9 protein-coding genes are annotated in these 12,592 nt (G+C 70.0%); 3 read left to right on the forward strand and 6 right to left on the reverse strand.

What is annotated here, in order from left to right:
• Nucleotides 1-8 precede the first annotated feature (8 nt).
• Together E0504_RS48560 and E0504_RS48565 are read right to left on the reverse strand one after the other, a co-directional pair.
• Nucleotides 9-956, reverse strand: a complete 948-nt coding sequence (locus E0504_RS48560; RefSeq protein ID WP_235013879.1) for an ABC transporter substrate-binding protein — start codon at nt 954-956, stop codon at nt 9-11.
• Between the two features lie 613 nt (nt 957-1,569).
• Complete coding sequence (locus E0504_RS48565; RefSeq protein ID WP_112105900.1) at nt 1,570-2,310, reverse strand: IclR family transcriptional regulator; 741 nt, start codon at nt 2,308-2,310, stop codon at nt 1,570-1,572.
• A 299-nt stretch (nt 2,311-2,609) separates the two neighbouring features.
• Here E0504_RS48565 and E0504_RS48570 point away from each other — a divergent pair, with 299 nt between their 5' ends.
• Together E0504_RS48570 and E0504_RS48575 are read left to right on the forward strand one after the other, a co-directional pair.
• Nucleotides 2,610-4,025 (forward strand): aldehyde dehydrogenase family protein, encoded by a 1,416-nt coding sequence (locus E0504_RS48570; protein WP_112105892.1) that lies wholly within the window; start codon nt 2,610-2,612, stop codon nt 4,023-4,025.
• A 36-nt stretch (nt 4,026-4,061) separates the two neighbouring features.
• Nucleotides 4,062-5,102, forward strand: coding sequence for an NAD(P)-dependent alcohol dehydrogenase (locus E0504_RS48575; RefSeq protein WP_200835248.1), 1,041 nt, complete (start codon nt 4,062-4,064; stop codon nt 5,100-5,102).
• A 163-nt stretch (nt 5,103-5,265) separates the two neighbouring features.
• Here E0504_RS48575 and E0504_RS48580 read toward each other — a convergent pair whose 3' ends face one another.
• From E0504_RS48580 to E0504_RS48595, 4 genes are all read right to left on the reverse strand, one after another.
• On the reverse strand, nt 5,266-6,387 hold the full coding sequence (locus E0504_RS48580; RefSeq protein WP_112105893.1) for an NAD(P)-dependent oxidoreductase: 1,122 nt from the start codon (nt 6,385-6,387) through the stop codon (nt 5,266-5,268).
• A 139-nt stretch (nt 6,388-6,526) separates the two neighbouring features.
• Nucleotides 6,527-8,116 (reverse strand): class I adenylate-forming enzyme family protein, encoded by a 1,590-nt coding sequence (locus E0504_RS48585; RefSeq protein ID WP_131627956.1) that lies wholly within the window; start codon nt 8,114-8,116, stop codon nt 6,527-6,529.
• Between the two features lie 166 nt (nt 8,117-8,282).
• On the reverse strand, nt 8,283-9,032 hold the full coding sequence (locus E0504_RS48590) for an N-acyl homoserine lactonase family protein (RefSeq protein WP_112105895.1): 750 nt from the start codon (nt 9,030-9,032) through the stop codon (nt 8,283-8,285).
• On the reverse strand, nt 9,029-10,399 hold the full coding sequence (locus E0504_RS48595) for an MFS transporter (protein ID WP_131627958.1): 1,371 nt from the start codon (nt 10,397-10,399) through the stop codon (nt 9,029-9,031). The genes E0504_RS48590 and E0504_RS48595 overlap by 4 nt, the downstream gene beginning before the upstream one ends.
• An 883-nt stretch (nt 10,400-11,282) precedes the next feature.
• Between E0504_RS48595 and E0504_RS48600 the strand changes: the two genes are divergently transcribed.
• The gene (locus tag E0504_RS48600) at nt 11,283-12,464 is read left to right on the forward strand and encodes a MaoC family dehydratase N-terminal domain-containing protein (RefSeq protein ID WP_112105897.1); all 1,182 of its coding nucleotides are present in this window, start codon (nt 11,283-11,285) and stop codon (nt 12,462-12,464) included.
• Nucleotides 12,465-12,592: the final 128 nt, after the last annotated feature.

Here is a 12,592-nt window from a genome sequence, read left to right on the forward strand (position 1 = left end):
CCTCCTCGTCACGGCTGCGCGGCCTTCGCGGCGCTCAGGTCGTAGATGTCGTCGAAGCCGAAGGTGAGCGGCGAGTCACGGTTGAGGTTCACGAGCCGGACCTGGTTGTCGAACATCTCCTGGGTCGTCAGGGGAGACGCGTCCTTGTAGGCACCGACCGCGACCTCCCAGCCCGCGTTGAAGGCCGTCTCGTTCAGGTTGGCGAACTGCGGCAATCCCCGCACCTTGTCCCGCAGCTCATCGGTCGGGTTCTGCAGGTCCCGGTCGGCGAGCCACACGGCCTGCATGACACGCTTGGCGATCTCGGGATTCTGCTCCAGCCAGGAGCGGGTGGTGTAGTACTCGTGCGAGGCCAGCGGAAGGATGGACGGAAGGTCGACCGCCCAGTTCAGCCACAGCCCGCCCCAGCCCTCCGCCTCGGGGAAGTTGACCCGCGGGAACGACTGGGCGAACCCGCTGACCCGGCCCTGCCGCGTGGTCGCGATCTGGGCGGAGGCGTCGTTGTTGGGAAGGATCGTCACGTCGCGATCCGGATCGACTCCGTACTCGCTGAGCATGACGCGCAGATAGGTGTTGCCGGTGGAGCCCTCCGGCGAGGAGGTAAGAGTGAGGCCGCGCAGCGCCTGGACGCGTTCTTCCGCGGACGACTCCGGTGTCACTCCGCGCTCGGCGAGAGTGTCCAGCGTCTCCTGGTTCAGCGCCAGCCCGAAGGTGATACTGGGGTTGGTGGTTCCGAGGCTGACGAGGTCGGTCTTGCCCTCGGCATAGGCGTTGTACAGCGAGCCTGCACCGGACGTACCGATGTTGGTGTCCCCGGAGATCACGGCCTGGGTGATCAGAGATGCATTGCTGGCGTTCGAGAAACTGACATCGGCGTCGAGTCCGACCTGCCTGAAGTAGTCCTGCGCAACGATGACCACGGTGGGGAGGTCGGTAAAGGTCGCCGAGGTCGACATGATCTTTACCTTCAGCGCCCCGTCCGACCCCGCGCTGTTGTCCGAGGAGCCCCCGCAGCCCGCGACTATACTCCCGGCGACCGCGAGGACAGCGACAGCGGACACGGTCCGGCGCGGCCTCGGCGACGAAGACGACCTTCGTAAGGGAAGTAAGGACAGTCGTCGCATAGCGGGCATTTGTGGCTCCTTTGTCGCGGACGTCAGAACGTGCCTGAAGTCGCCGAAGCAGCCACGGCATGACACAGCCGTGGCTACTACTTTGGTGGGCTTTCGCGTCGATCGGGCAGCGTAAAGAGGACGTGGGTGCGGTGCGTGGGACCCCGCTCGCCGTGGTACTCGCACCACCGCGAATGGGCCCGACGGATCTCGCGATCCACGGCGGGCAGATCTTCACGCAGCAACTGGACGTATATACGACCGTGTGACCGTACTAACGATTGGCAGAAAGGTAGGGCGGCGGATCGACCCTGTCAACAGGCGGTATAGCCACACGTCCGCGGCGAGGCACCCTGGCGCGGCGCGCGACGTCCCATCACACCGGCGGGCCGCACTCCCGACACTGCCCGGCGGTATGCTGCAGCGCGACCACCCCGCCACGTCCAGTAGCAGTCTGCTACAGCGGTTCGCGCGGTGAGGCCCCCGACCGGTCGCGCCACTTCGCGATGTGGCACTTGATGAGTTCGCCGAGTTCGTCCAGCCGCGGGTCGACGTGCACGCTCTCGCCGACGAGGGTCACCGCCGCGATCGCGCGTCCGGTGGCGTGCGGCAGGACGACCGCGACTCCCGTGCGCCGGCTGGTGGCATTGACGCTGACCGCGACCCCCGACTCGCGGATGCCCGACAGCGCGGCCAGGAACCGCTCGACCTTCTCGACCTCGTCGGGCCCCCGCCGCCGCAGGTAGGCCTGGAGCTCCGACGCGGGCAGCGCCGCGAGGAGCGCCCGCCCGCCGGCCGTCGTCAGGAGGCTGCGCCGGATGTTGGATCGCGCCTGGAACACGGTCATCATGTCGCTGCCCGTATGCGCGATGTACAGCAGGCTGTCGCCGGACCGGACGCCAACGAACGCGGTGAGGCCCGCCTCCCGGTGCAGGGTCTCGAGATCGGCCGTCGACACCAGGCCCGCGCGGACGTCGCCGCTGGCGATGGTCAGGCTGAAGAACGCGGGCCCCAGGTAGAGCCGGTGGTCCTGCTCCACGAGCCAGTCGGTGTCCAGCAGGCCCCGGATGAACCCGTAGACCGAACTCTTGGGCGCTTCGAGCACACGGGTCAGCTCCGCGTAGCTGATCCCCGGGCGGTAGACGACCTCCTCGAGGATGCGGGTCACCCTCGTGATCGTGCGATGACCCTCGACCACGTTCTGCACGTCCTTCCGTCACGAGCCCCGAACCGAGCCCCGCCGCAGCCGGCCACACGGGCGGTCTGCGCCACGGATGCCTGCACAGTAACCGCAGGCGCGGCGGACCGGCCGCCGCGATGGACGGCGCGGCACCCCGGTCACCGTGACGCACCGGACGGAGCGCTGGCAGGCGCATTGACCCGGGTTTCCGTGCGCTGTACCGTCGCGATCGCCAAGAGGAACGGTTGTTCGTATATACGACCACGGTAGTACATGTGACCCCGCGTCCCCGCGGTGCTCGCGCAAGGGAGACAGTCGTGATCGAAAAAAGAACGATCTTCATCGACGGTGAGTGGGTCAGCTCGGCGGGCACCGGCACCCTGACCGTCATCAACCCGGCCACCGAGGAACCGCTCGCGACGTTACCGCGTGGCCACGCCGACGACGTCGACCGCGCCGCCCAGGCCGCCGCGCGAGCGTTCGAGTCCTGGTCGCGCTCGACGGTCGACGACCGGATCGACATGCTCACGCGCATCGCCGACGTCCTCGACACGCGGGCCGAGGAGCTGGCGCGCACGATCGTGAGCGAGGTCGGCACACCGATAACGCTCGCCCGCGGCTCGCAGTCCGCCACCGCCATCAACGACCTGCGCATCGCCGCGGCGAGCCTGAAGGACATCGTGTGGGAGGAGCGGTTCGACGACACGATCGTGCGGCGCATCCCCGCGGGTGTGGCCGGGGCGATCACCCCGTGGAACGGGCCGATGCGGATGATCGCGCTCAAGGCGGGCGCGGCCATCGCCGCGGGCTGCACGATGGTGCTCAAGGGCACCGAGGTCGCGCCGCTGAGCGCCTTCCTGTTCGCCGAGGCCGCCGCCGAGGCCGGCCTGCCCAGGGGCGTATTCAACCTGGTCAGCGGGACGGGCCCGGAGATCGGCGAGGCGCTCGCGACCCATCCGCTCATCGACATCGTCTCGCTCACCGGCTCGGTGCGCGCGGGCAGCCGGGTGATGGAGCTGGCGTCCCGGTCGGTCAAGCGCGTGGCCCTGGAGCTCGGCGGCAAGTCCGCCAACATCATTCTTGCGGACGCCGACCTGGAGAAGGCCGTCGTCGACGGGCTCGGTGACGCCTTCCGCAACTCCGGCCAGGTCTGCGGCGGCCTCTCGCGCATGCTGGTCCCCCGCGGGCGGCTGGCCGAAGCCGAGGAGATCGCCGCGGCGAAGGCGACGAGCTACGTGATCGGCGACCCCCTGGACGAGGCCACGACCCTCGGGCCGGTGGTCTCCGATGCCCAGCGCGACCGCGTGCGCCGCTACATCCAGACCGGCATCGACGAGGGACTGCGGCTGGTCGCCGGCGGCCCGGAGGCGCCGGAGCACCTCGACCGGGGCTACTACGTGCAGCCGACCGTCTTCACCGGTGACAACAGCAGCAGGCTGGCCCAGGAGGAGATCTTCGGACCGGTGGTCATCATCATCCCGTTCGACGACACCGACGAGGCCGTCGCCATCGCCAACGACTCCGACTACGGGCTCGCGGGCGCGGTCTGGGCGGCCGACCCCGCGCGGGCACGGGACGTCGGCCGACGCATCCGCACCGGACGCGTACGGATCAACGGCGCGCCCATCGACATGCGCGCCCCGCACGGTGGCCTCAAGCGGTCGGGCATCGGCCGGGAGATGGGCCGGTACGGGATCGAGGAGTACCTCGAGTACCAGTCGCTCATCAGCTGAACCCCGGACCCGGCGAGCCATCGAGAGGCAGTCATCGTGATCACCGCAAAGGCCCGGGCCATGAGCGGCCCGACGGCACCGTTCAGCACGATCACCGTCGAGCGCCGCGACGTCGGCCCGCGCGACGTGCTGATCGACATCGCCTACGCCGGGGTCTGCCACACCGACGTCCACCACGCCCGCGCGGAGTTCGGGCACACCCGCTATCCGATCGTGCCCGGTCACGAGATCGCCGGCATCGTCCGCGAGGTGGGCGCGGAGGTCGCCGGGCTGACCACCGGCGACCACGTGGGCGTCGGCTGCCTGGTCGACTCGTGCCGGGACTGCCCCGCCTGCCGCGCGGGGCAGGAGTCCTACTGCCGCCGCGGCAAGGTGCTGACCTACAACGGGGTGGGCCGCGACGGGGCAACCACCTTGGGCGGGTACAGCGAACTCGTGGTCGTCGACCAGCGGTTCGTCGCCCGCATCCCCGACGCCCTGCCGCTGGACGCCGCGGCGCCCCTGCTCTGCGCGGGCATCACCATGTACCAGCCGCTGCGGCGCTGGGGCGCGGGCCCCGGCAGGCGGGTCGGCATCCTGGGGTTCGGCGGGCTCGGGCACATCGGCGTCCAGATCTCCCACGCCCTCGGCGCGCGCACGACCGTCCTGGAACTCACCGAGGACCGCCGCGCCGACGCCGAGCGCCTCGGGGCGGACGACTACCGGACGACCGGCGATCTGGACGCACTGCGGGACTCGTTCGACCTGATCGTGTCGACGGTCCCGACGAACTACGATCTGTCCTCCCACCTCGACCTGCTCGACCTGGACGGCACGTTCGTCAACCTCGGCGTGCCCGACGAGCCGCTGCGCATCGACCCCTACACGCTGCTGACGAACCGGCGCGTGCTGGCCGGTTCGATGAGCGGCGGCATGCCGCAGACGCAGGAGATGCTCGACTTCTGCGCCGAGAACGGCATCAGGGCCGAGGTGGAGGTCGTCGCGGCGAAGGAGCTCGACCAGGTCTACGACCGCCTCAGTGCCGGCGACGTCCGGTACCGGTTCGTGCTCGACGTCGCGACCATCGCCGACTCCTGAGTCGTACCGCCCGCCTGAGCAGTGCTGCTCAGGCGGGCGGTACGGGCTCGATGAGTACGGGCTCGATGAGTACGAGCTCGATGAGTACGAGCTCCATCAGTACGAGCTCCACGAGTACGAGATGCACCGGTGCGAGCTACGCCGGTACGGCACGCCGCAACGGCTACGTCGTGGCCGTACCGCCCGCGTGCCACGTCTCGTCGGGGCGGCGCGGGTGGCGGTAGGCGTGGGCCGGCCGGAACGGGTCCGCGTCATCGGACCAGTCGCGGCGCACCGCGGCCCAGCGTTCCATCAGGTCGTCCTCATGGGCGTAGTCGAACCGGTCACCGAGCCGCTTCTCCTCCGGACCGCCGGGCACGGGCGGGTGTTCGACCAGCCAGTCGACCGTCGCGCCGAGGGCGTCCGCCGCGGGGGTGGTGTCGGCATAGCCGAGCTCCGCCCGGCTGCGGGCGTTGCCGCGCAGCCGGTGGTCGGGCCCGTGGCGCCAGTACGGGTGGCACGGGGTCGCCAGCGGGTAGGGCATGTCGACCAGTTCCACGTCCACGCCGAGCCGGGCGGCGATGAACTCGATGCGCTGGCGCATCGTGAACAGGTTGTCGTCGGCGACCACGAACTTGCGCCCGGACGCGGCCGCGCGGTGGTCCACCGCCAGCAGCACGGCATGCACCGCATGCTCGGTGTAGAGCCTGGTCTCCATGCGGATGGCCCCGTCGGCGACGACGATGCGGCGCCTGCCGTCGAGGATCCGCCGCACGATGCACCACTCGTGCGGCGCGACCTGCCGCGGGCCGTAGACCACGGGATAGGCCAGGAGGGTCGCCGCGAACGCGCCCGCCGCGTGGGCGTCGAACAGGGCCTGTTCCGCGGCGGCCATCCTGACCGCGAGCGTGCCGTGTGCGGGGTCCTGTTCCAGGTGCTCGGCCTCTTCGGGGGGCAGGGCGGGCCGGCCCAGCGCTCCCCAGCGCGGATCGGCGGCGTGCGCGAGGGAGCCGTGGGCACCCCCGACGGCAACCACCCGGTCGGTGCGGCCGGCGAGGACCTGCGTGGTGACCGCGAGCCGCCCGTACTGAGCCACCACGAGGTCGAACTCCGCCCGGCCCAGGCCGGCGCCGAGCGTGTCCGGCCAGTGCGGGTCGGTGTGGATGTGGCGGACCTCGGCGGGCAGCTCGACCTCGTGCTGGCCGCCGTGCAGGATCGTCACGTCGAAGCCGCGGTCGAGCAGTCCGCGCACCACTCCCGGCCCGGTCGGCCCGGTGCCACCGATGACAAGCGCGGAACGCGACACAGCCTCTCCTCGCACTCAGTTCTGGCCGGCACTGTTTGGCCGGCGCTGTTTCGTCGGCACTGCTTCGGCAGGGGTGTCGTGCCGCAGCCGTACCCGGCCCCGGTGCGCGCCGACGCGGCGCGCACCGGGGCCGGGATGCTCACCGGGAAGCGGCGGCCTCGGCGGCGAACTCCGCGGCGAGCGCATGCTTGTCGATCTTCTCCGACCCGAGCACCGGCAGTTCCTCGGTCTGGAAGCGCCACCGGGTCGGGATCGCGAAGGACGCCAGGTCCGAGCGCAGGACCTCGATGACGTACTCCGCTAGGTCCGGCCGGCCCGCGGTGGCCTCGTCGACCACCACGACCGCCGCGACCTCCTCCCCCAGGTCAGCGTGCGGCAGGCCGATCACCGCCGCATCGAGAACGCCGGGCACGCCGACCAGCGCGCGCTCGACCGACAGCGGCGCGATGTTCTCGCCCCCACGCAGAATGAGGTCCTTGCTGCGGCCAGTCACCCAGAGATAGCCGTCCTCGTCGAGGTAGCCCAGGTCACCGGTGTGCAGCCACCCGTCGCCGTCGATGGGGCCGGACGCCTCCCCGTAGTAGCCGAGCATCTGCGACGCGGCGCGGAGCAGGACCTCGCCGTCCCCGCCCGGTGCCCGGTCACCGAAGGTGATCTCGACGGTGGGCAGCGGCAGACCGCAGCAGCCGGGCCGGTCACGGGTGTCGCGGCCGCTGGCCGCGGTGGCCTGCCCACCGTTCTCGGTGAGGCCGTAACCCGTGGCCACGCGTGCCTGGACGGACGGCAGCTCGTCGCGGATCCGCTGGTACAGACTGGGGTGGGCGGGGGCACCGCCCAGCGTCAGTGACCGCAGGCTGTGCAGGTCGACCGGCCGCTGCGCCTGGGCGTCGAGCAGCCGGCTGACCATGGTGGGGACGGCGCTCCAGCGGGTGACACCGTGCGCGGCGATGAGGTCCATCGCCGCGTGTGCGTCGAACTTGCCTTGCGGGAACACCAGGGTCTCGCCGACCACGACCCCCCGCACGAGGGTCTGTACGCCGCCGATGTGGAACAGCGGCCCCGTGTGCAGGGCGACGCTGGGCGCCGCGCCCTCGAGTTCCTGCGGAAGCCGCTTGGTGATTCTCAGCAGCGAGTGCAGGCCGGAGATGATCGAGCGGTGCGAGAGCACGACCGCCTTGGGGAATCCGGTGCTGCCGGAGGTGAACAGAATCAGGGCGGGCTCGTTCTCGTCGTCGCTGTCGGGACGCTCAGGCGGCGCGCCGTCGACCGCGTCGGCCATCAGCCACGGCGCGACGGGACTCCCGGCCGGCACCTTGTGCTCCAGCCGGCGGTCGGCCAGCACGGCGACGGGTGTGAGCGCCGTGAAGGCGTGCTCCATCTCCCGGGTGCTCCACCAGGCGTTGACCAGCACCGGAACGGCGCCGAGCCACCAGGTGGCCCAGAGGTTCACCACCCAGTCCGGGCTGTTCCAGCCCAGCAGCGCGACCCGGTCCCCCCGGCCCACCCCGTGCTGGCGCAGCTGGGCCGCCTTGCGACCGACCGCGGGCACGAGGTCGCCGAAGTCGAGCCGCACGTCGCCCTGCACGGCGTGGGCCCGGCCCGCCCAGCGGTCGGCATGGTCCAGCAGGGACTCCAGCCTCCGCGCCCGCGGCTCGTACATTCGGAACGGGACGCCGCCTACCTGCTCGACAGTGACATCGCGTCCCCACGAAGGGATCGGGCCGCTCATCGCCGCTTCCTCTCTCCGCCGTCCACGCGGGCCATGCGGCCGACGGGGCTCGGCAATGGTCATCTGCCCGTCTGCTCGCGTATTCGGCTCGACGGACTTGTTCGCAAACAAACTCGGACTGCCGACAGGCGCTTGACGACCTGCAACCGCCCAGGGCGGCGCGCGCTCAACGGAAGACCCGACGCTCGACCACCAGCGGGTCGTGGCTCGGGATCACCTCGCAGCCGAACCGCTCGATCCGCCGCACGCTCTCCTCGTAGGCCACGAGATCGGTGAAGAAGCCGGACGGGATGCGGTCGGCCTCCGCGTCGCCCGCCCAGTTCTCGTACAGATCGACGCAGTCACCCGCGAGCAGGTAGCGGTTCGTCTCAGCCTCGACCACGACCCCTTGTGAACCCGGCGTGTGACCGGGCAGGGCGACCACCGAGACCCCCGGCGCCAGGTCGGTGTCGCCGTCAATCGCGTCGATCCGGTCCTCGGCACGCAGCCACGCCGGGACCAGGTCGGGAACGGCCTCGAACTGGCGTCGATGCCACTCGACCGGCTTCCGCGCGAAATCGATCTCGCGACGCTGAAGGACGATGCGGGCATTGGGGAACAGATGATTGTTGGAGCAGTGGTCCCAGTGCAGGTGGGTGTTGACGACCAGACCCACCTCATCGGGGTCGATGCCCAGCGCGCGCACCGCCGCGTCGGGCCGCTCCTCGGGCGTCTGCTCCATCCTGATCCGGTGGTGCTCCCAGGCCCGGCTCAGGTCGGCCCCGGTGTCGACGATCACCGGAGTGGCACCACCCTGGATCACGAACATGATCAGCGGGATGTCCAGGGTCTCGCCCCAGCCCCGGAGGTAGGTGAGCGCGGCCTTCTGGAGGCCGAAGACGCGGCCGACCGAGACAGCTGTGACTGTCAGCTTCACGATGTCACCCCCTGCTGCGCCGCGGGCGTCTCGATCAATTCGTCGCCGACGGTCTCCCGCAGAGCCAGTACGCACAGCAGGCTCACCAGGCAGTAGGCGGCCAGAAACAGGCCGAACACGAATCCGCCGTGGCTTCCGATGATGCTGGCGGCGACGAGCGGAGGTACCGCGCCGCCGACAACGCCCGCGAGGCTGTAGGAGAGCCCGGCCGCGGTGTAGCGGTAGCGGGTGTGGAACAGCTCAGACAGGAACGACCCCGCGACGCCGAATCCGTGACCGGCGATCAGGAAGGTCACCGCCATCCCGATCCAGAAGGCGGTAAGTGTGCCCGTGTCCAGCAGCGGAAACAGGACCAGCGCCCAGGGGATGCCGACGGTGTTGGCGGCCAGCAGGACCCGCCGACGGCCGAACCGGTCACTCAGAATGCCGCCCGAGATGATCGCGCAACCATTCACAACATTGCCGACAATGCCGGCCGTCAGCACCTCGGGTCGACTCAGGCCCAGGGTGGCAGTGCCGTAGTTGGTCAGGTATGCGATCCCGATGTAGCCGAGCGAGAAGGCCGTCACCAACGCGCCCGCTCCGAGCAGGAGCTCCTTCCACTGGTTGACCACGGCCTCCTTGAACGGCAGCCCGCGGCTACTGCGCTGACGCTTCGCCTCGGCCTCGAACGCGGGGGTCTCCTCGATCCTCAGTCTCACGTAGAGACCGACGGCGATAACCACGAAGCTGCCCAGGAACGGGAGGCGCCATCCCCAGGACGTGAAGGTCTCCTCGCTCATGTAGAGCGCCACGGCGAGGAACGTGGACAGGGCGAGGATGTTCGCGAGCGCGCCGCCGAGATTGGTGAACATGGACCAGAAGCCGCGACGGCCCTTCGGCGAATGCTCGGAGGTGAACAGCGTCGCACCCGCCCACTCGCCGCCGGCGGCGATGCCCTGCGCGACGCGGAGCAGGACGAGCAGAATGGGTGCCGCGACCCCGATGCTCCCCGCCGTGGGCAACGCGCCGATGAGCACGGTGGACACGCCCATCAGCGACATCGTGAAGATCAGAGTCCGCTTGCGCCCGAGCCGATCACCGAAGTGCCCGAACAGGATCGCCCCCAGCGGGCGGGCGACGAACGCGACTCCCTGGGTCGCGAACGACACAATGGTACCGCCATTGCCACCAAAGGCCGGGAAGAACGCGTCCGCGAAGACCAGGGCCGCCGCGGTGGCGTAAATACCGAAATCGTAGAACTCTACGACGGTCCCCAGTAAACTTGCCAGGGCGACCCTGCGCATCTTCTTTGGATCCGACTCATTTTCGCTGGCGATAGACCGGTCGGTGGCGGGACCCGGCGCAGGCACGTCTTGTAGCGTCATCAGGAAAACTCCGCGAGTTGTCGGGCGACCCGGATGGGCCGGATCTGACCTATCTATTCACTACCTTCGACAGGCTCTTTCCGGGCTTCTATGGATTGCACACCAGCCGCCAGGTGGACACCCGGCGGGCGCTCCTTTTCCCGGCGGGTGGCTCCTCACCCCGACCCATCCGCCATGTAGACGGCCCGACCCGGTAGCCGGGGCTCCTCGGCTGTTCGTCATGGACCGGGACAGGGCCCTGGCGGGGTCGTGCTCAGACCACGACCGGCGCCGCGGCATCACGGTCCGCGACTCAATCGGTTCGTATATACGAACTAGCATCTCCAATCAGGAACTCTGGAGGGAAATTAGCCGCGCCACCACGGGTGGTCAATAGCCCCACGCGAGCCACCCGCTCGGACCGGACCTCCCCCCGACCGCGTTGACACCCACGCCACACGGTGGAAGTATCCGTAATGGCGACCCGACGTTCTGATTTAGGAACGAGCGAGGGGGTTGGTCGATGCCGTCCGTCGAGGCCGTCCACCGGGGCCGCGGTCGGCCGCGTTCCGGTCACGGCGCACGGCGGCTCGTCCGTTCACGCCCGCGGGCCCCGGATCCGCCCACCCACCCTGCCGGCGTGGAACACCTCGATGCCCGCGGGCCAGGCCGGGCGCCGCCGGCTACGACCCGACGGCCGGGGAGCAGCCGGCTTCGTCCCGTTTCCGCGGGCCCCGCACAGGGAGTCGCCCGCTCGACCGCCACCGCACCCGTGGGCGTGGGGTCCTCCATCCATGGCCGCGGCGTCGCAGCGGCCACCCAGGCCCGGGTCCCCCAGCCGGTCGAAGCCCCCAGGCCACCGGACCACACCCACGCACTCCGCACGAACGCAGATTGGGAGCAGATGACGACGACACACGAGGAAAAGACCGACGGCATCGCGAGAGAACTGGCGCTGGGCACATTCACCGACGAGTTGCTCGAGGAAATGCGGGCGCTGATCGGGACGCAGCTGCGCACCGACGCCTGCGTCAACAACGAGTACGCGACCCGCCTCGCCATCCTGCGCTTCGCCGAGGGGATAGGTGACGACAACCCGCTGTGGACCGACGCCGACTATGCGGCGGGGACGCGGCACGGCGGCATCGTCGCTCCCCCCAGCTTCGTCTTCGCCTGCCTCGGCTCCGTCCAGGTGGGATGGCGCGGCCTGGGCGGGTTCCACGCCGAGACGACCATGACCTTCGAACGGCCGATCCGACTCGACGACAAGATCACAGCCACCGTGGTGTTCGACGGGTTCGACGGGCCGACCGACAGCAACTTCGGCGGCCGCCGCATCAAGGACTACCTGCGCCAGGAGTACCGCAACCAGCATGGCGAACTGGTCGCGACCTTCATCTGCTCCCGGATGCGCTTCGAGCGCGGCGAGATGCAGAAGCGGCGCGACTCCCGCAAGATCGAGCTGCCCCACCCGTGGACGGACAGCGAGCTCACCGCGATCGAGGCGGACGTCCTCGCCGAACGCCCCCGCGGCGCGGAGCCGCGCTACTGGGACGACGTTGCCGTCGGTGACGAGATCGACGTCATCACCAAGGGCCCGATCGGGCTGACCGACTTCATCGCCTACATCGCCGCGGGTGCCGCTCCCATTCCCCGGCTGTCCGCGCACGGGGTCGCGCTGCGGCGCTACCACAAGCACCCGAAATGGGCGTTCCGCGATCCGAACACACACGCCCTCGAACCGGTCTACTCGGTGCACTACAACGACTACGCGGCCCGCCTGCAGGGCGCCCAGATCGCCTACGACGTCGGCATCCAGCGCACCTGCTGGCAGATCCACTCCCTGACCAGCTGGATGGGCGACGACGGCACGCTCAAGGCCCTGCACGGCCAGTACCGCAGCCACGTATACCTCTCGGACGTGGTGCGACTGGGTGGCCGCGTGGTGGCCAAGGAGATCGACGCCGACGGCGACCATGTCGTGCGCGTGGAGACCTGGGCGACCAACCAGCGGGACACGAACGTCATGCCCGGATCCGCCGTCATCGCGCTCCCGAGCCGGGAGGGGGCACCGGCCGACCGGTGAGGCGCACGCCGTCGTCGCGGGCCGGACACCGCGCCCGCCGACGGCGTGGGCCCGGGCATGGACCCGCTCGCCGCCGGACGCATCACCCGTTCAACGGAGTCTGTAGTCCTTGAGCAGGGCGCGGCTGA

The organism is Parafrankia sp. BMG5.11 (genome assembly GCF_004337455.1).

Coding starts and splice junctions, on each gene's coding strand:
- E0504_RS48600 (WP_112105897.1), top strand. CDS start 11,283: ATGACGACGACACACGAGGAAAAGACCGACGGCATCGCGAGAGAACTG.
- E0504_RS48560 (WP_235013879.1), bottom strand. CDS start 956: ATGTCGACCTCGGCGACCTTTACCGACCTCCCCACCGTGGTCATCGTT.
- E0504_RS48585 (WP_131627956.1), bottom strand. CDS start 8,116: ATGAGCGGCCCGATCCCTTCGTGGGGACGCGATGTCACTGTCGAGCAG.
- E0504_RS48595 (WP_131627958.1), bottom strand. CDS start 10,399: ATGACGCTACAAGACGTGCCTGCGCCGGGTCCCGCCACCGACCGGTCT.